Here is a 19,077-nt window from a genome sequence, read left to right as displayed (position 1 = left end):
CTCCCGTTGTACCCTCTCGGATCAGGCGTCGACGACGATCGACGTGATCACGGGCGTGCGGCGGTACTTGCGCTGCATCCAGCGGTTCATTGTGCGGGTCAGCAGCAGCTCGAGCGCCGCACCGTCGACGCGCTTGCTCTGGTTCGCCGCCACCATCGCGTCGTCGATCGCCTTCGTCGCGCCGCGGATCCACTCGTCGTCGTGCGCGAATCCGCGCGCGAAGAACTCGATCGGCTCGGCGAGCAGGCCCGTCTTGGTGTCGAGGATGCCGAGGATCGTGATCGCGCCGTCTTCGGCGAGCATCCGGCGGTCGCTCAGCGCCTCCTCCGAGGCCACGCCGATCGACATGCCATCGACGAACACGAGGTCCGCCTTGACCTTGCCGACGATCGACGCTCGGCCGTTCACGAGGTCGACGACGACGCCGTCCTCCGCGATGATCACACGGTCCTCCGGAACGCCGGTGCGCACGGCGAGCTCGGCGTTCGCGGTGAGGTGGCGCCACTCGCCATGAACGGGCATCACGTTCTTGGGCTTGACGATGTTGTAGCAGTAGACGAGCTCGCCGGCACTCGCGTGGCCCGAGACGTGCACCTTCGCGTTGCCCTTGTGCACGACGTTCGCACCCCAGCGGATGAGCCCGTTGATGACGCGGTAGATCGCGTTCTCGTTGCCGGGGATGAGCGAGCTCGCGAGCAGCACGGTGTCGCCGTCGCCGATCTCGATGATGTGCTCGCGGTTGGCCATGCGAGACAGGGCCGCCATCGGCTCGCCCTGCGAGCCGGTGCAGACGAGCACCATCTTGTCGTCGGGGAGCTTCTCGAGGGTCTTGAGGTCGACGACGAGGCCCTTGGGCACGTTGAGGTAGCCGAGGTCGGAGGCGATCCCCATGTTGCGCACCATCGACCGGCCGACGAACGCGACCTTGCGGTCGTTCTTGACGGCGGCATCCAGCACCTGCTGGATCCGGTGCACGTGGCTCGCGAAGCTCGACACGACGATGCGTCGCGGCGAGGTGCGGAACACCGCGTCGATGGCCGGCCGGATGTCCTCTTCCGAGGTCGTGAATCCGGGCACCTCGGCGTTGGTCGAGTCGGTGAGGAAGAGGTCGACACCCTCCTCGGCGAGACGGGCGAAGGCACCGAGGTCGGTGATGCGCTTGTCGAGCGGGAACTGGTCCATCTTGAAGTCGCCCGTGTGCAGCACGAGGCCGGCCTCGGTGCGGATCGCGATCGCGAGACCGTCGGGGATGGAGTGGTTCACGGCGACGAACTCGAGGTCGAACGGTCCGAACGAGCGCTTCTCGCCCGCGACGACCTCGACGACGGGGGGCGACAGCCGCTCCTCCTGGAACTTCGCGCCGACGAACGCCAGGGTGAGCTTGGAGCCCACCACGGGGATGTTCTTGCGTTCCTTGATGAGGTGCGGCACGCCGCCGATGTGGTCCTCGTGCCCGTGGGTGAGCACGATCGCGACGATGTCGTTGAGGCGGTGCCTGATCGAGCTGAAGTCGGGCAGGATCACGTTGATGCCGGGCTGGTTGTCCTCGGGGAACAGCACCCCACAGTCGACGATGAGGAGCTTGCCCTGGTGCTCGAACACGGTCATGTTGCGGCCGATCTCGCCGAGCCCGCCGAGCGGGGTGACCCGGAGGCCCCCCTTGGGCAGCTTCGGCGGTGACGGCAGGTCGAGGTGGTGGTGGTTGATCATGGTGCTCGTTTCTTGGATTGTCTGCCCGACGCCTCATGGCTTGTCGCGGGCCTTATTGCACTGCGGGGTTTGTGGGGGCGGCGTCGAACCGCCCGGGGCCGATCTGGGCCAATGCGCGCGTCGCGATCGGATCGCGCGCTGCCTGTTGGCGGCGGAGAAGTGCCAGGAACTCGTCGGCCATCTCGAGCTGTCTCTCGAGCGTCTGCCTGCGTTCGGCGGCCTGATCGATGAAGCGATCCAACCGGGAACGTACCTCTAGGCTACCGGAACCCGGTGCGCCTGCCTGCAGCGTGTCAATGACGCCGAGCAGATCGGTCATTTCCTCGAGCGAGAACCCGAGCGGCTTCATGCGCCGGATGAGCATGAGCCGGGTCAGGTCGTCCTGGTTGTAGAGCCGGAATCCGCCCTCCGTTCGACCGGATGCCTTGAGCAGGCCCACGTCGTCGTAGTGGCGAATTGTGCGCAGCGACAGGCCGGTCTTCTCGGCGAGCTCGCCGATGTGCATCGTTTCGGGGCGGACATCCGCGCTCATGTTGTCCTTTCGGCCGCTTCGCTTCCAACCCTAACGTTAGGGTAGAGTTCGGAATGACGACCGGCCGCGCGCCCGTCGTCCCCCCATTCTCCGCGTAACGCTGCGCGCGACGCCCATCCCACCCGGCATCCCCTCTCGTTACTGGAGACTCCCATGGCCATTGCCCAGAAGACCGACGCGCCCGACCGCTACCGGGCCGACCCGTCGGTGATGACCGCGCTGCGCACGCCGCGCCTGCTCACCCGCGAGGTGCTCGCCGGCCTCGTGGTCGCCATGGCACTCATCCCTGAGGCGATCTCGTTCTCGATCATCGCCGGAGTGGACCCCCGGGTGGGACTGTTCTCCTCGTTCGTCATGGCCGTGTCGATCGCCTTCCTCGGCGGCAGGCCCGCGATGATCACCGCGGCGACCGGCGCGATCGCCCTCGTCATCGCGCCCGTGGCCCGCGAGTACGGTATGGAGTACTTCATCGCCACGGTGATCCTCGCTGGCATCTTCCAGGTGGTGCTCGGCGTCATCGGCGTCGCGAAGCTCATGCGCTTCATCCCCCGCAGTGTCATGGTCGGGTTCGTCAATGCGCTCGCGATCCTTATCTTCACAGCCCAGCTCCCCCACCTCATCGGGGTTCCGTGGCTCGTCTACCCGCTCGTCGCGGTCGGCATCCTCATCATGGTCGTCATGCCGCGACTGACCAAGGTCGTGCCCGCCCCGCTCGTCGCAATCGTGCTCATCACGGTCGCCGTCGTCACGATGGCGATCGCCGTTCCCACCGTTGGCGACCAGGGCGAGCTGCCGCGGAGCCTGCCCGAGCTGTTCATCCCCGACGTGCCGCTCAACTGGGAGACGTTCCAGATCATCGCGCCCTACGCCCTCGCGATGGCGCTCGTCGGGCTTCTCGAGTCGCTCATGACCGCGAAGCTCGTCGACGAGATCACCGATACGCATTCCCGCAAGACCCGCGAGGCGTGGGGCCAGGGTGTCGCGAACATGCTCTCCGGCCTGTTCGGCGGCATGGGCGGATGCGCGATTATCGGCCAGACCATGATCAACGTGAAGGCGTCGGGTGCGCGCACCCGCATCTCGACCTTCCTCGCCGGGGTGTTCCTGCTGATCCTCGTGGTCGGACTTGGCGACGTCGTGTCGATCATCCCGATGGCGGCGCTCGTCGCGGTGATGATCATGGTTTCCGTCGCAACGCTCGACTGGCACAGCATCCGCCCCTCGACCCTGAAGCGGATGCCGAAGAGCGAGACCGGCGTCATGGTTGCCACCGTCGTCATCGTCGTGATCACCCACAACCTCGCAATCGGCGTGATCGCCGGGGTCATCCTCGCGATGGTGCTCTTCGCCCGGCGCGTCGCGCACTTCGTCTCGGTGGAGCGCACGGTACCCGAGGGCGAAACCGTGCCGACCGCGTACTACGTTGTGACGGGCGAGCTGTTCTTCGCCTCGAGCAACGACCTGACGACGCAGTTCGAGTACGCCGACGACCAGGAACGGGTTGTCATAGACATGTCGAACTCGCACATCTGGGACGCCTCGACCGTCGCCGCGCTCGACGCCATCACCACCAAGTACGAGCAGCACGGCAAACGTGCCGTCATCATGGGCCTGAACGAGGCAAGCACCTCGATTCATGCGCGTCTCGGCGGCCAGCTGGGCGCCGGGCACTGAGTCGGAGCCGGCTCAGCCCTGCTCCCAGGGCAGCTCGCGGTCGATCGGCACCGGATCGAGCGGGATCACGACGACGGGCCGGTGCTGCCGGTGCGCCAGGTGCGCCGCGACCGACCCGGTGAGCAGCTCCTGGATGCTGCCGCGCAGGCCGGCCTCGCGTGTTCCGACGACGATCATGGCCGCGTCGAGCCGGTCGGCGAGTCGGCCGAGCGCGTGCGCGGGATCGCCCGCGAGCATCCGGGTCGACCAGCGCACGCCGCGGTTCTGGAGCAGCGTTGCGAGGTGGCGCTCGAGCTCCTCGGGGAACTCCTCCACCGCGAGGTCGGGCAGGTCGGGGTCGATCGGCAGCGAGGCGACCGAGCCGTCCTCGCGCTCCTGCACGGTGTACCGCCCGCGGTCGACGCTCGCGCAGACGAGCTCTGCGCCGAAGCGCCGCGCGAACTCGACGGCGCTGAGCACCACGGCATCCGGCTGGTCGTGGACCACACCGACGATCACCGGCGCTGATTCCCTCGCGTCCATCTGGCTCCCCTCGTCGATTCAGGGTGTCAGAGTCGGGCGCGTTCCGGTAGCGGTGGCGCCGGGCGCACCAACGCCCCCGGGATGCCGAAGCCACCCGGGGGCGTCGTGATTGGGCGTTCTCAGCGTGCGGCGACCGTGGCCGACGCGTTCGACTCGTACGACGTGTTGGTCGACTCGAAGAAGTTGACGAGCTGCAGCGTGTCGTTCGCTGCGGCCATCCACTTCGCCGGGTTGGTCACGTTGTACTCCGGCTCGAAGCCGAGCTCCTCGAGCCGGCGGTCCGCCAGGTACTTCACGTACTGGTTGATGTAGTTCGAGTTGAGTCCGAGGATGCCGCCGGGCAGCAGGTCCCGGTTGTACTCCTCTTCGAGCGCGACGGCGTCGAGGATCATCTGCTTGATCTCGGCGGCGAATTCCTCGGTCTGGAGGTCTTCGTTCTCTTCGAGAACCGTGAGGATCAAGTTGATGCCGAACTTGAGGTGAAGCGACTCGTCCCGCACCACCCAGTCCATGAGCGAACCGAAGTTGCGCAGCAGGTTGCGCTGGCGGAAGCTCAGCGCCACCATGAAGCCCGAATAGAACCAGATGCCCTCGAGGATGACGTTGTACGCGACGAGGTTGCGGACGAAGTCCTTCTTGCCCTCGGTGGTGGTGATGTCGAGCGTGTTCTCGGTCATCCGACGGATGTACTTGACCTCGAACTCCTCCTTCTTCGCCATCGACGGGATCTCGACGTGCGAGGCATAGGCGGCCTCACGGTCGATCGGGAAGGTCTCGAGCACGTACTCGAACGACATGCAGTGGTTGGCCTCTTCCCACATCTGCTTCGCGAGGTACAGGCTGCACTCGGCGGCGTTGACGTAGGGGTACACGCCGAAGGCGAGCGCCTTGTTGACGAGGAGCTCGTTCGGGTTGAAGTAGCTCATCAGGAAGGTGACGGCGTGGCGCTCCTCGTCGGTCATCTTCTTGAAGTCGGCGATGTCCTCGCCGAGCTGGATCTCGTTCGGGAACCAGGTGTTCGCGACGGCCTGGTCGTACAGGTCCATGGCCCACTGGTAGCGGATTGGTTTGAGGAGCAGCCCCTCCTGGAGGCCGGTGCCGAGAATGCCCATTGCTCTAGTCTTCCTTCTGGATCTGTGATTCGACGGTAAGTGGTGCGATGCGGACCGCTGCGGTGAGTACTACTGGCAGCTGTCGCACTGGAGGTCGTCCATCGGGTCGACCGGAACTTCGTACTGGAATTGCTCGTTCATCAGTTGCCCGACTTTCCGAAGCCGAAGCCCTTGCGGGGCGCCGACGGGGCGGGCTCCGCCACGACCGGGGCTGCTGCCGCCTCGATCGGCACGCCGGCCGGGGTCGACGAGGCGCCGAAGCCCTTGCGGGGCCCCGTGCCGATCGACTCCGACTTGTTGACCTTGACCGTCGACTGCTCCGCCGTGTGGCGCGGCTTCATGTGCAGGTAGTAGGTGGTCTTCACGCCGCGTTCCCACGCTGCGAAGTAGATGTCCATCATGTCGCCGAGGTCGCGCGTCTCGAGGTACATGTTGCGGCTGATGGCCTGGTCGATCCACTTCTGCGCACGGGCCGCAACCTCGATGAACGCGTACGGGGAGAGCTGGAAACTCGTCTTGTACGTCGCCTTGACGTTGTCGGGGATCGCGTCGATGTTCTGGATGTCGCCCTGGCTGCGCAGGATCGTCTCGCGCGTCGAGTCCCAGATACCCAGCTCCTGCAGGTCGGCCACGAGGTTGCGGTTGACCTCGAGGAACTTGCCGTTCGAGGTCGCGCGGCTGAAGATCTGCGAGAACTGCGGGTCGAGGCCCGGCGTGGTGCCGGCGACGAGGCCGATGGATGCGGTCGGTGCGATGGCCATGAGGGTCGCGTTGCGCATGCCGCCCTTGACCTTCTCGCGCAGGGCGTCCCAGTCGAGGCGGGTCGTGCGGTTGACCTTGATCGCCATGCCGCGGTCGGCCTCGGTCGACGCGATGCTGTCGATCGGCACCATTCCCTTCGACCAGCCGGAGCCCTCGAAGTTCGGGTACGAACCGCGCTCGCGGGCGAGGTTGGCGCTCTCGTCGATCGCCGCGTACGACACGTGCTCCATGATCTCGTCGACCAGGTCGTAGGAGGCTTCGCTCTCGTAGCTGAAGCCGAGCTTCTCGACGATGTCGGTGAAGCCCATGACGCCAAGGCCGACAGCGCGGTTCTGCTCGTTGGAGAAGTCCGCCTCCTTGACCGAGGAACGGGTGATGTCGATGAGGTTGTCGAGCTGGCGAATCGCGAGACGGGCGCTCTCCTCGATCTTCTTGAAGTCGACGGCCAATCCGCCCGCCTCAAGATCGCGCATGTGCCGCGACAGGTTGATCGAGGCCAGGTTGCAGACCGAGACGTTGTCCTCGTCCTGGGGCAGGGTGATCTCGGTGCACAGGTTGGACAGGTGGATCGTGCCGGTGTTGTTGTTGAGGGCACGGTTGTTGATCGTGTCCTTCCAGGTGAGCCACGGGTGCGAGGTCGTCTGGAGCGAGATGAGGATCGACTTGAACTGCTCACGTGCGGTGATGCGCTTGTACATGCGCATCTGCCCGGCGTCGGCGAGGGCGACGTATTCGTTGTAGCGCGTCGAGAATTCCTTGCCGTACAGCTCGTTGAGGTCGCTGACCTCGAGCGGGTCGAAGAGGTACCAGTCGTCGTCGTTCTGCACACGCTTCATGAACTCGTCGCTGATCCAGACCGCGGTGTTCGCGGTGCGGGTGCGGCGGTACGGGTCTCCGGAGTTCTGGCGCAGGTCGAGGAACTCGGGGAAGTCGAGGTGCCAGTTCTCGATGTAGAAGCACAGCGCACCGAACTTCTTGCCGCCGCGGCTGACCGCGCGCAGGATCGAGTCGATCGTGTGCATGAACGGGATAGGGCCCGTCGAGGTGGTGTTATTCGAACGGATCGGGGATCCCTGCGCGCGCAGCTTGGTGACCGAGAGGCCGATGCCGCCGGTGCCCTTGGTGAGCCACATCACGTCGCGAGTGGTCTTGGCGATGTGCTCCATGTCGTCTTGCATTTCCATGACGAAGCAGTTCGCGAGCTGCGGGTAGATCGTGCCCGCGTTGACGAGGGTGGATCCGGCCGCGAGGTACTCGAGGGTCGACATCTTCTCGTAGAACGCGATGGCGTGCTCGGTGGGGTTCGCCTCGTTGAGCGAGAGGCCCATCGCGATGCGCATCCAGAAGTACTGCGGCACCTCGAGGGCGTCGCCGTTGCGACCCTTGATGCCGTAGCGGTTGTTGAGGGTGACGACGCCGATGTACTTGAGCAGCTCGTCGTGCGCGGGCTCGAGAGCCTGGCTGAGCTTCTCGAGGTCGAACATCTCGACGAGGCGGGAGTCGAGGAGCTTCTCCTCGACGCCGCGGCTGATGTTCGCGGCGAAGTGCGAGGCGTGCAGGAACTTGAGCTGCTCGGCCGACTCGTAGTCGCCGAGAACGCGCTTGTAGATGGTCTTCAGCAGCAGGCGGGCGGCGACCGTGTCGAACGCCGGGTCGTCCTTGACGTTCTGCAGCGCGACCTGGATGACGGCCTCGTCGAGCTGCTGCGTCGTGATGCCGTCGAACAGGGTGATTTCCAGCTCGGACGCGATCTGCGTGACCCACGCGATGTTGTCGTCGAGTCCGGTTGTCGCGTGCTCGATTGCGAGGTTGATCTTGTTCGCGTCATACGGCTCACGCTGTCCGTTGCGCTTGACTACGGTGATTTCCACAAAAACTCCCTTACGACCCCGACGAACGCCTGCATTCAGGCCCATCCCTGCCTGTAACCGATATGCCGGCCAGACGTTGTTACCACTATATATCGGGGGTCGGACAATGAGCCAACCCTAGATGTAGTGGGCGTGTCCTCCACAGGTGTGTATAACTTCGCCGACTTATGCACAGCCAGATCGTGCCACCAGCCACCGACATTCCGGCCGTTTCTGCCCGATAGGCTGACTGCTTGTGAGCAGTTACGCGAGCCTGTTGAAGTCCCCCGGGGTCGCCCGCATCATCGCCGCACAACTCACGGCCCGCTTCCCGTTCGGGATGCTCTCCCTCGCCCTCCTGCTGCACGTCGAGCACGTGCACGATTCGTACGCTGCGGCGGGCCTCGTCCTCGCCGCGACGAGCATCGGCCAGGCGATCGCCGGGCCGCTCACGAGCCGGTGGATGGGGCGTTGGGCGATGCGCCCGGTGCTCATCCTCACGACCGTTCTCTGCACGGCATCCATCGGCACGATCGCCCTCGTCGAGATGCCCGTTCCCCTGTACATGGCGATCGGCCTGATCGCCGGACTGAGCATGCCGCCGGTGCAGCCGGCCGTGCGCACGATCTACCCGAAGATGGTCAACTCCCGCCAGCTCACCCCCCTGTTCTCGCTCGACGCCTCGGCGCAGGAGATCATCTGGGTGCTCGGCCCGGTCATCACGGTCTTCCTCGCGGTGCAGATCAGCACCGTCACGGCGATTCTTGCCGCCGTGGGAATCCTCGTCATCGGCTCGACCTGGTTTATCTCCTCCCCCGAGGTCGGCCGGGTGCGCATCCCCCTCAGCCGCCGCAGGCTCGGAGCCGTGCTCGGCCGGCCGCCCGTGCTGCTCGCCACCGTCACCGGGTTCCTGCTCATCGGCGCGTGCGCAGCGGTCGAGGTCGGCGTGGTGGCGGCTTTCGGCGAGGGCGGCTCAGAATCGGGCATCATTCTCGCGATCTTCGCGATCGGGTCGCTCATCGGCGGACTCTCGTTCGGCCACCGGCCGATCGGGCCGGCCGCGCTCGCGATGCGGATGCTCGGGGTGGCGATCGGCCTGTCCCTCGCGATCGTGAGCCTCAATTTCTGGTGGCTTGCACTCACCATGCTGATCGCGGGAGTCGGCATCGCCCCCGCCCTCGCTGTCATGTTCGCGATCGTGTCGGCGAGTGTGAAGTTCAGCGAGACCGCTGAGGCCTACGGATGGGTGGGCACCGGCCAGCTCATCGGCGCCGCGATCGGATCTGCGATCGCCGGCTTCGTGATCGACGCCTCGGGCGCGTCGGGCGCGTTCGTCGTCGCGGCGGCCTTCGCGATCGGCGGCGTCATCGTGGCGACGATGTTCCGCCGCTGGCACCCCGACCTGCGGGACCGGGACGCGAGCCCGATCCCCGACACCGAACCGATCGCGGTGCAGCCGAGCTGAGCGGCGAGTTCGACGCGCTGGGCCGGTGGCCGAACTAATCTGGGCTGATGACCGACGAAGTAGAGAGCGCCGCCCGCAGCGCCAGCCGAAGCCGTCCGTTCCAGATCGTTGCCCGGCTCGGGTACGCCGTCAACGGACTGCTGCACATGCTGATTGGCGGCATCGCGATCGGCGTCGCGCGCGGAACAGGCGGCGAAGCCGACGCCTCCGGGGCCCTCAGCGGTCTTGCCGCGACCCCCGGCGGCATCGTCGTGCTCTGGACGATCGTCATCGGGCTCGCCGCCCTCGGGTTGTGGCAGGTCGCGGAGGCCGTCCTCGTGCCATCGCCCGACCCGAAGCGCAAGTGGGGGCACCGCGCGATCGAGCTCGGCAAGGCGGTGGCGTACCTCGCGATCGCCGGGACCGCGCTGAGCTTCGCGATGGGCCGCTCGTCCGACTCGGGCGGCGACGCCCGGGGATTCACCGCCGCCCTGCTCGCGACGCCGGGCGGCATCATCGTGCTCGGTGTCGTCGGCCTGGGGGTCTGCGTGATCGGCGGGTTCTTCGTGGTGAAGGGCATCACACAGAAGTTCACCGAGGATCTGACCGTTCCCTCGGGAACCGTCGGCCGGGTGGTGGTCGGGCTCGGCATCTTCGGCTATGTCGCCAAGGGAATCGCGCTCGGTGTCGTCGGCATCCTGTTCCTGGTCGCGGCATTCACCGTGGACGCGAGCGAGTCCACCGGACTCGACGGTGCCCTGAAGGCTCTCGTCGAGCTGCCATTCGGTCCGGCGATTTTGATCGTTGTCGCCATCGGCCTGATCGCCTACGGGCTCTACAGCTTCGTTCGGGCGCGGCGAGCGCGGCTGTAGCCAGCGGCGCCCCGCAGGGGACAAGCCCGCGAGTCGCCCACTTATGCGGCCCCAGCGGCCCAGAACACGACGCAAATGGGCGGCTCACGAGACACTGTCGGTCGACCTCGTGCACTCTGGCCACAGCAACCCGGCCAATAATGGACGGATGACAACCACGCCTGTATCCCCCGTCCTGACGATGAACGATGGCCAGGTCATCCCCCAGCTCGGGCTCGGCGTGTACAAGATCGCCGACGAGCAGGCGGCGGATGTGGTCCAGACGGCGATCGACGCCGGCTACCGGCACGTCGACACGGCGACCCTGTACGGCAATGAGGTCGGCGTGGGCGAGGGGATGCGCCGCTCGGGCGTTCCCCGCGAGGAGCTGTTCGTGACGACGAAACTCTGGCAGGACGACCACGGCTACGAGAACACGTTGCGCGCGTTCGAGGGAAGCCGCCAGAAGCTCGGCCTCGACTATGTCGATCTCTATCTGATCCACTGGCCGGCCCCGAAGCGCGGCCTCTATATCGAGACGTGGCGCGCGCTCGAGAAGCTGCGAGCCGACGGGGTCGTCCGCTCGATCGGCGTCTCCAACTTCCACACCCACCACCTCGACGCCCTGCTGGCCGAGACCGAGGTCGTTCCCGTCATCAACCAGGTCGAGCTGCACCCGTGGCTGCCCCAGCGGGAGGTGCGCGCCTACGACGACGCGAACGGGATCCTGACCGAGGCCTGGTCGCCTCTCGCTCGCGGGCGGGTTCTCGGCAACCCCGTGCTCGACACCCTCGCGGCGAAGTACTCCGTCTCGCCCGCCCAGGTCGTCATCCGATGGCACCTGCAGCAGGGAATCGTCGTCATCCCGAAGTCGGTGACGCCGGACCGCATCCGCCAGAACGCCGATGTGTTCGGCTTCGAGCTGGATGCCGACGACCTCGCGGCCATCGACGGACTCGAGTCGGGCGAGCGCACGGGCCTCGACCCGGACGACAACAACTGACCGCAGGAGCACGAGCACCCGCGGTCAGGTCAGTGGCGTGATCCCCGGGGGCTCGATCGGTCCGACGGGAATGTCGCCGTTGTCGACGTCCTAGGCGTTGGGGAGCGTCATGAGGAACCGGAAGAACACGACGCTCGCGGCGAGCGACACCCCGCCGCCGACGAGGAACGGCACGGTGAGGTCGATGCGGCCGAGCAGCCCGCCGAGGAGCGCCCCGACGGGCATCGCACCCCACAGCAGGGTGCGCCCGGTGCCGTGAACCCGGCCGAGCAGCCGCCCGGGGATCACGCTCTGCCGGAGCGACATGATGTGGATGTTCCACACGGTGATCGCCCCGGAGGTGAGGGCGGTGCCCACCGCCGCCACCGCAATCGTCGGCACCGCGCCGATCGCGACCGTCGCGGCGCCGGTGATGGTCGTCATGATGGCGACCGTCAGCCCGGTGCCCCAGCGCTCCTTGAGCGGGCCGGCGACGACCGACCCGACGATGCCGCCGACGGCGCCCGACAGCATGAAGAATCCGAACCACGCCTCGGGAACGCGGAGGGTGTCGAGCACGAAGAGCACGTAGCTCGCCGTGGCCGCCGTGAAGGCGATGCCGGTGAAGGTGCTGAAGAACCAGAGGGTGCGCAGCATGCGGTTGCGGATGATGAAGTGGTAGCCGTCGGTGAACTGCCGGTGCCACGGCGTGCCCTCCTCGGCGACGGGGCGGGCGAACTGGCCCCCGGAGGCCGCCTTCGGCAGGAAGAACGCGAGCGCGAGGGCACCACCGAACACGGCGGCGTTGACCCCGAGCGGGATCAGCGCCGACACCGCGAAGAGCACAGAGGTGAACGGGCCGGACAGGAAGTTCTGCACCACGAGCTCCCCGCCCTCGATGCGGGCGTTCGCGCGCGACAGGTTGGACCTCTCGACGATGCTGGGCACAATGGCGCGGATCGCCCCGTCGTAGACCGTCTCGAAGGCGCCGTAGACGAAGATCACTAGATACAGCCACCAGATGGTGAGCCCGTCCGTCGCCACGAGCACGAACAGCGCGATCGCGAGCGCGACGCGCACCCCGTTCGCGAGTGCGAGCGCGTGCCGCCGGTCGATGCGATCCACGAGGATGCCCGCGGGGATCGCGAAGAACAGCCAGGGCAGCAGCGCGAGCGCGGCGATCCCCGAGATGAGCAGTGGGTCGTCGGTGAGCCTCGCGGCCAGCAGTGGCGCCGCGACCCGCGCGATCCCGTCGCCGAGACTCGACGCGAGATTCGCGGTGAAGAGGTTAGCGAATGCGGGGCCGAGGCCCCTCTTCGCTACCACCGCGGGTGGATCGCCGCCCGGAAGTAGGTGTCGTAGAGGCGTGCGACGCCGGCGTTGAACTCGGCCGACAGCGGCTCTGCGGATCCGGCGACCGCGTTCGAGCGGGCCTGGTCGACCGACCGGGCGCCGGGGATGACGCTGCTGACCCCGTCGAGCTGCGCGACCCAGGCGAGCGCCGCCTGCGCGGTGGTGAGCCCGGTGGATGCCGCGAGCGCCGCGAATTCCTGCGCCGCCGCCACGCCCTGCTCGAAGTCGACACCGGAGAAGGTCTCGCCGACGTCGAACGCGGAGCCGTCCCTGTTGTAGTTGCGGTGGTCGTTCGCCGCGAAGGTCGTCTCGGTCGTGTACTTGCCGCTCAGCAGGCCCGAGGCGAGCGGGACCCGCGCGATGATGCCGACGCCGGCGGCGATCGCGGCGGGGAGCACCTCGTCGAGCGGCTTGTGCCGGAAGGCGTTGAGGATGATCTGCACGCTCGCGGTTCCGGGGTGGGCGATCGCGGCGAGGGCCTCGGCGGCCGTCTCGACGCTCACGCCGTAGGCCGCGATGGCGCCGTCGGCGACGAGGGTGTCGAGCGCGTCGTAGACGGAGTCGGTGGAGAGCACCTCCGTGGGCGGGCAGTGCAGCTGCACGAGGTCGAGGGTGTCGACGCGCAGGTTCGTGCGGGAGCGGTCGGTCCACTCGCGGAACTTGGGGAGCGTGAAGTTCGCGGCGTCCTGCGCCTCGCGGCGCCCCATCTTGGTCGCGACGGTGATGCCGTGGCCCGGCTTGCCAGCCAGGTACTCGCCGATGAACTTCTCGCTGCGCCCGTCTCCGTAGACGTCGGCGGTGTCGAAGAAGGTGATTCCCGAGTCGACCGCGGAGTCGAGGATCGCGCGCGCCGCGTCGGCGTCGACGTCGCCCCAGTCGGCGCCGAGCTGCCAGGTGCCGAGGCCGATGACAGAAACCGTGCGGCCGGTGCGGCCGAGAGTACGTGTGTGCATGAATCGAGCGTACCCGGCGGAGGCGGGTTGCCCACGCGGTTCCACGACCCGTCTTTCCGGCGCCAGCAGCCGCAAACCGACGCTCGACGAGCCGCAAACGTTGGGTGGTGGCCCACGAGGGCGCAGGCATACAGTGAGCCCATGAGGCGATGGCGGAGTGCAGCGGCGGTCATAGTGGCGGTGGTGCTTCTCTCCGGCTGCACCACCGGGGCGTCCGACTCGTCAGGCGACGAGGCGCCGCCCAGCAACGGATTACCCACCGAGGACTTCACCGAGGGGTCCGACGGCGACGTCTCGCGCGGGGCGAGCCCCGAATCGGCCGACCGCGACGTGATCGTACAGGGCTATCTCACCATCACCGCCGAGGATCCGATCGAGGCCGCCGACGACGCGGCCCGCATTGTCGAGCGGTCCGGCGGGCGTGTCGACAGCCGCAGCGAGCAGCCCGGCCTGGACCGTGGAGGGAACGGCGCATTCGCGCAGCTGGTGGTGCGGATCCCCTCCGACGAGCTCACCACGACCCTCGACGAGATCAAGGAGCTGGGCGAGGTCGAAGACGTCTCGATCAACTCGACCGACGTCACCGCGCAGACGCAGGACCTCGACGCGCGGATCGAGGCACTGCAGGCGTCCACCGATCGGCTGCTTGCCCTTCTCGCCTCGGCAACCTCGACGACCGACCTCATCGCAATCGAGACCGCCCTGTCAGAGCGACAGGCCAACCTGGAGGGCCTCCAGGCCCAGCGCCGCTACCTCTCGGAACAGGTCGACCTGTCCACTGTCACGGTGGACTTCGGCTCGGAGGACGCCGCACCGATCGACGAGCCCGAGGGCTTTCTCGACGGACTCGTCGCCGGCTGGAACGCACTCGTCGGGTTCCTCGGCGCTGTGCTCATCGCGTTCGGAGTGGCACTGCCCTGGCTCGCAGCGGTTGCGGTGCTCGCGCTCATCGCCCTCCTGATCGTGCGTGTGGCGCGCCGGTCACGCCGCTCGACGACCGCGGCGTCGCCGGAGGAGGGAGGCGCGGACCGCGCCGACGCGGAGAAGGCCGAATCCGCGGAGTGATCCCGGACCGGGAGTGATCCGACCGGCAGCGGACCGGCCACGGTGGCCGGCCCCGCTCCCGGTCAGGCCGCGTCGGCCGCCGGTCGACCGGTGGCCGGAGCCGCGGCGAGCTCCAGTCCGTGGAACAGGGCGAGAGTCTCGACTGCCCCCTGGCGCTCCGTCGCCAGCTGCTCGGCCGACCAGCCGAGAGCGGAGGCGACAACGGCGGCGAGCTCGTCAAACACCGGCTGCGTGAGTCCCCCGGCGAAGGCGATGATCGTGCGTCGCAGGAACAGGTCGCCCAGGTGCACGATGTATTCGCGCTCGCACAGGTACTCGATCTCGCCCGCGCTGAAGCCCTCGAGCGCGCCGAGCGGCTGGTCGCCGGCGGTCTGCAGGAAAGCGATCACCTCGGCGGCCTTCGTGCCGTAACGGGCAAGCAGCTGCGCGGTGCGGGCCCGGCCGAGTCTGCCGGAGTGGTTCGCGATCCAGGCATCCGTTTCCGCGCCCGCGGTCGGGAAGCCGACGCCGCCGCCCATGGCGAGGTCCTCGGTGCTCACGCGCCGTTCGACGCCGAGGATCTCGAGGGTGTCGGTGCTGATGTGCTCGGAGAGCGCGCGGAATGTGGTCCACTTGCCGCCGACGAGGCTCAGCATCTTCACCGCTCCGCTCTCGCCGAACGGAGTCTTCTCGATGCGGTAGTCACGCGATACGAAGCCCGGTGCGGCGTCCTCGCTCGGGAGCGGGCGCACGCCGGAGTAGCGGAAGACGATCTGCGACCGGTCGACGGGGATCTTCGGGAACACGTGGGTCACGAGTTCGAAGAAGTAGTCGACCTCCTCCTCGGTGCAGACGGCCGGCTGGCCCATGTCGGCGGGGATGTCGGTCGTTCCGACGAGCACCTTGCCGTTGAGCGGGTAGATCAGCACGATGCGGCCGTCGTTGTTCTCGAAGAACACCTCGCCGCCGGCGCAGGCGGCGAACAGCGCCGGGTTGTCGAGCACGATGTGGGAGCCCTTCGTGCCGCCCATGAACTCGGTCGGCCGGCCGAGCGCGGTGTTCGTCAGGTCGGTCCAGGGGCCCGTGGTGTTCACGACCACGCTGGCCGAGAGGGAGAACTCGGTGCCGGTCACGGTGTCGCGCAGCAGCACGTCGTCGCCGCGCGCGCCGATCGCCTCGATGTAGTTGGCGCTTCTGGCGTGGGGCCCTGTGGCGCGGGCGTCGCCGACGAGGTCGAGGGCGAGCCGCTCGGGGTTCTCGACGGCGGCGTCGAAGTAGGTGGCGGTGTACTTGACGTCGCGGCGCAGCTCCGGAAGCTTGGCGAGCGAGGCTGCGCGGCCGGCGAACTGGTGGCGCGGCACGCTGCCGCCGTCGCGGGAGAAGGAGTCGTAGCCGGTGAGCCCCAGCTTGATGAGCAGGGCGCCGCGCTCCTTGGGCTTGCCCTGCTGCTTGTGGGTGAGGAAGCGCAGCGGTGCGGACAGGATGCCCGAGAAGGTGGAGAAGATCGGGATCGTCGTCGGCAGCGGCTTCACGTAGTGCGGCGCGAGGCGCAACAGCCGGTTGCGCTCCTGGACCGACTCGCGGACCAGGCGGAATTCGCCGTTCTCGAGGTAGCGCACGCCGCCGTGGATCATGTGCGAGGAGGCCGCCGAGGCGCCGGAGCAGAAGTCGTTCCGCTCGACCAGGATGACGTCGACACCCTGCAGGGCGAGGTCACGGAAGGTCGCGATGCCGTTGATGCCGCCGCCGATCACGAGAACCTGGGTTCTCGGCGCGGAGACGATTGCTGCGACGTCGGGACGGAGTCCGGAAACGGATGCCGTTGTATTCGATTCTGTGCTCACTAGCGCAACGCCTTTGTTTGAGTGATGGATTCCCGGAGCGGGAGTTGCTGACTGCTACAGTGTGAGCGCCCACACACAACCGATCAACGTTCTTGCACATACGTGCAAGACCAGGAGAGGCCGCTCATCATGGCATCCGCCCCGTCCGACTACGATCCCGACAAGGCGCGCGACGCCCTCCGGGCCGCCCAGCTCTACTACCTGCAGGACATCACGATGGAGGCGATCGCCCAGGAGCTGCACACGTCCCGTTCCTCGGTGTCGCGGCTGCTCAGTTTCGCCAGGGAGAGCGGCCTCGTCGAGATCCAGGTGAAGTCCCCCGCCGACCGGATCTCCACCGCCCAACGCCGGCTGCGCGAGCGTTTCGGTATCACCGCGCACATCGTTCCGGTACCGAATTCGACGAACGAGGTCGACCGGCTCGAGCGCGTTGCCGTCTCGGCTGCACGTATTCTCGCGCCGTTCTTCGACTCGAATATGACGCTCGGCATCGCCTGGGGCGGCACCATGAGCGCCGTCAGCCGCCACCTGCCCGACAAGATCACCCACAACTCGACGGTCGTGCAGCTCAACGGGGCGGCCAACACCCACACGCTCGGGATCGTCTATGCGAGCGAGATCATGAGCCGTTTCGGTGTCGCCTACGGCGCGACGGTCGAGCAGTTTCCCGTGCCGGCGTTCTTCGACGATCCGACCACCAAGGACGCGCTCTGGAGGGAGCGAGCCATCCGACGCGTGCTCGACATCCAGAAGCGCATGGACATCGCACTGTTCGGGCTCGGCTCCACGAGCTCGGCCGTCCCCAGCCACGTGCACATCGGCGGCTACCTCGACAAGAGCGACTACGCGGCGCTGGCCGGCAGCGACGTCGTCGGCGATGTCGCGACCGTGTTCTACCGAAGCGACGGCACCTACGACGGCATCGAGGTGAACTCGCGGTCGAGCGGGCCCGGCCTGGACCTTGTGGCGAGCGTGCCGCGACGGGTGTGCGTCGTCTCGGGTCGGTCCAAGCTTCCGGCACTGCGCGGCGCCCTCGCCGCTGGGCTGGTCACCGATCTCATCGTGGACGAGGCCACCGCGCACCTTCTCTCGGACACCGCGTAGGCGGCCCGTCGGCTGGCGAGTCGCACCAGTTCTGAGCAGACTGTGGCGATGACGTCGAAAAATTGGGCTGGCAATTTCAGCTATTCCGCCACTCGTCTTCTCGAACCGACCTCGGTCGACGAGCTGCGCGAGATGGTCGCGGCGACACCCCGCATCCGCGCCCTCGGCTCCCGGCATTCGTTCAACCGGATCGCTGACACGACCGCGGTGCAGGTGTCGACGGCGGGCATCCCGCTCGACATCGAGATCGACGAGGCCGGCCGCACCGTCACCGTCGGCGCCGGAGCCAGGTACGGGGAGTTCGTCCGGCAGCTCGATCGGGCCGGGTGGGCGCTGCACAATCTCGCCTCACTGCCGCACATCTCCGTCGCGGGTGCGATCGCCACCGGCACGCACGGCTCCGGCGACCGCAACGGCTGCCTGTCGACCGAGGTCGCCGGCCTCGAGATCGTCGCAGCCGACGGCGGCATCCTCACCGTTCGGCGCGGCGATCCGGGCTTCGCCGGCGCGGTCGTCTCCCTCGGCGCGCTCGGCGTCGTCGCGCGCGTGACCCTCGACATCGAGCCGGCGTTCGAGGTGCGGCAAGACCTCTTCGCGAACCTCCCCCTGACCTCGCTCACCGATCATTTCGACGAGATCACGGCGAGCGCGTACAGCGTCAGCCTCTTCACCACGTGGGGCGAGGTCGGCGCCGACCCCGTCTGGATCAAGTCCCGGATGGATGCCCCGGCCGCGGCGGTTGTGAGCGGCAAGCTGTTCGGCGCCAGCCGGGTGCCGGTGCAGCGGTCTCCGCTCGCCGGTGCCCCCGCCGTGAACACGACGGTGCAGGACGGCATCCCCGGCGCCTGGTGGGACCGGCTGCCGCACTTCAAGCTCGAGTTCACGCCGAGCAACGGGGAGGAGCTGCAGACCGAGTACCTCGTGCCCCGCAGGCACGCGATCGACGCGTTCGAGGCCGTCCGGGCACTCGCGCCGCGCATCCGCCCGCACCTGCTCGTCAGCGAGCTGCGCACGGTCGCCGGGGACGACCTCTGGCTGAGCCCAAGCCACAGCGAGGACTGCGTGGGGATCCACTTCACCTGGCAGCAGCACATCCCCGAGGTGACGGCCCTGCTGCCCGACCTCGACGCCGCCCTCGCCCCGTTCGGCGCGCGCCCGCACTGGGGCAAGCTGTTCGAGACCGACCCCGCCCGCATGCCGCGGCTCTACCCCCGGCTGGCGGATTTCCGCGAGCTCGCCGAGCGGCTCGACCCGGGGCACAAGTTCCGCAACGAGTTTGTCGACCGCTGGCTGTTCGGCGCCTGAGGGCGCGCCGCGACGACGGATGCCCGCGCCGCCGG

The 19,077-nt window shown here is 67.7% G+C and carries 14 protein-coding genes and 1 pseudogene; 7 read left to right on the top strand and 8 right to left on the bottom strand.

Translation table 11 applies throughout. The features are described from left to right. Positions 1-21: 21 nt before the first annotated feature. On the bottom strand, positions 22-1,710 hold the full coding sequence (locus ABIB15_RS02330; protein ID WP_354474923.1) for a ribonuclease J: 1,689 nt from the start codon (positions 1,708-1,710) through the stop codon (positions 22-24). A gap of 151 nt (positions 1,711-1,861) precedes the next feature. Beyond that, positions 1,862-2,242, bottom strand: a pseudogene (locus ABIB15_RS02325) (MerR family transcriptional regulator); the annotation flags it as partial. A 153-nt stretch (positions 2,243-2,395) separates the two neighbouring features. Between ABIB15_RS02325 and ABIB15_RS02320 the strand changes: the two are divergent. After that, complete coding sequence (locus tag ABIB15_RS02320; protein WP_354474920.1) at positions 2,396-3,916, top strand: SulP family inorganic anion transporter; 1,521 nt, start codon at positions 2,396-2,398, stop codon at positions 3,914-3,916. 12 nt (positions 3,917-3,928) lie between these two features. On the opposite strand, the gene ABIB15_RS02315 is transcribed toward ABIB15_RS02320, so the two are convergent. The 3 genes from ABIB15_RS02315 to ABIB15_RS02305 all read right to left on the bottom strand — a co-directional run bounded on the left by ABIB15_RS02315 (position 3,929) and on the right by ABIB15_RS02305 (position 8,183). After that, the gene (locus ABIB15_RS02315) at positions 3,929-4,438 is read right to left on the bottom strand and encodes a universal stress protein (RefSeq protein ID WP_354474919.1); all 510 of its coding nucleotides are present in this window, start codon (positions 4,436-4,438) and stop codon (positions 3,929-3,931) included. A 119-nt stretch (positions 4,439-4,557) separates the two neighbouring features. Continuing rightward, positions 4,558-5,550, bottom strand: coding sequence for a ribonucleotide-diphosphate reductase subunit beta (locus ABIB15_RS02310; protein WP_354474918.1), 993 nt, complete (start codon positions 5,548-5,550; stop codon positions 4,558-4,560). Positions 5,551-5,690: 140 nt separating this feature from the next. Continuing rightward, positions 5,691-8,183, bottom strand: coding sequence for a ribonucleoside-diphosphate reductase subunit alpha (locus tag ABIB15_RS02305; protein WP_354474916.1), 2,493 nt, complete (start codon positions 8,181-8,183; stop codon positions 5,691-5,693). A 235-nt stretch (positions 8,184-8,418) separates the two neighbouring features. Here ABIB15_RS02305 and ABIB15_RS02300 point away from each other — a divergent pair, with 235 nt between their 5' ends. From ABIB15_RS02300 to ABIB15_RS02290, 3 genes are all read left to right on the top strand, one after another. After that, entirely contained in the window at positions 8,419-9,627 is a 1,209-nt protein-coding gene (locus ABIB15_RS02300; protein ID WP_354474915.1) for an MFS transporter, read from the top strand. A 47-nt stretch (positions 9,628-9,674) separates the two neighbouring features. Further along, entirely contained in the window at positions 9,675-10,478 is an 804-nt protein-coding gene (locus ABIB15_RS02295; protein WP_354474913.1) for a DUF1206 domain-containing protein, read from the top strand. A 148-nt stretch (positions 10,479-10,626) separates the two neighbouring features. After that, a complete protein-coding gene (locus tag ABIB15_RS02290; protein ID WP_354474912.1) occupies positions 10,627-11,460 on the top strand; it encodes an aldo/keto reductase in 834 nt (277 codons plus the stop codon). 90 nt (positions 11,461-11,550) lie between these two features. On the opposite strand, the gene ABIB15_RS02285 is transcribed toward ABIB15_RS02290, so the two are convergent. Both ABIB15_RS02285 and ABIB15_RS02280 read right to left on the bottom strand, forming a co-directional pair. Continuing rightward, positions 11,551-12,765, bottom strand: coding sequence for an MFS transporter (locus ABIB15_RS02285; RefSeq protein WP_354474911.1), 1,215 nt, complete (start codon positions 12,763-12,765; stop codon positions 11,551-11,553). Continuing rightward, positions 12,759-13,745: an aldo/keto reductase gene (locus tag ABIB15_RS02280; protein ID WP_354474910.1), complete on the bottom strand. Its 987-nt coding sequence runs from the start codon at positions 13,743-13,745 to the stop codon at positions 12,759-12,761. The genes ABIB15_RS02285 and ABIB15_RS02280 overlap by 7 nt, the downstream gene beginning before the upstream one ends. 141 nt (positions 13,746-13,886) lie before the next feature. Here ABIB15_RS02280 and ABIB15_RS02275 point away from each other — a divergent pair, with 141 nt between their 5' ends. After that, on the top strand, positions 13,887-14,810 hold the full coding sequence (locus tag ABIB15_RS02275) for a DUF4349 domain-containing protein (RefSeq protein ID WP_354474909.1): 924 nt from the start codon (positions 13,887-13,889) through the stop codon (positions 14,808-14,810). A gap of 62 nt (positions 14,811-14,872) precedes the next feature. Here the strand turns inward: ABIB15_RS02275 and ABIB15_RS02270 are convergent, their stop codons facing one another. Continuing rightward, positions 14,873-16,633, bottom strand: coding sequence for a glycerol-3-phosphate dehydrogenase/oxidase (locus ABIB15_RS02270; RefSeq protein WP_502908898.1), 1,761 nt, complete (start codon positions 16,631-16,633; stop codon positions 14,873-14,875). A 129-nt stretch (positions 16,634-16,762) separates the two neighbouring features. Between ABIB15_RS02270 and ABIB15_RS02265 the strand changes: the two genes are divergently transcribed. Continuing rightward, a complete protein-coding gene (locus tag ABIB15_RS02265; RefSeq protein ID WP_354474907.1) occupies positions 16,763-17,737 on the top strand; it encodes a sugar-binding transcriptional regulator in 975 nt (324 codons plus the stop codon). Between the two features lie 48 nt (positions 17,738-17,785). Further along, positions 17,786-19,042: an FAD-binding protein gene (locus ABIB15_RS02260; protein WP_354474906.1), complete on the top strand. Its 1,257-nt coding sequence runs from the start codon at positions 17,786-17,788 to the stop codon at positions 19,040-19,042. The last annotated feature ends 35 nt before the right edge of the window (positions 19,043-19,077 follow it).

This window comes from Marisediminicola sp. UYEF4, assembly GCF_040546025.1.
Classification (GTDB): domain Bacteria; phylum Actinomycetota; class Actinomycetes; order Actinomycetales; family Microbacteriaceae; genus Marisediminicola.
The sequence above is the reverse complement of the archived record's forward strand: the minus strand, read 5'-3'. Positions and strand labels throughout refer to the sequence as shown.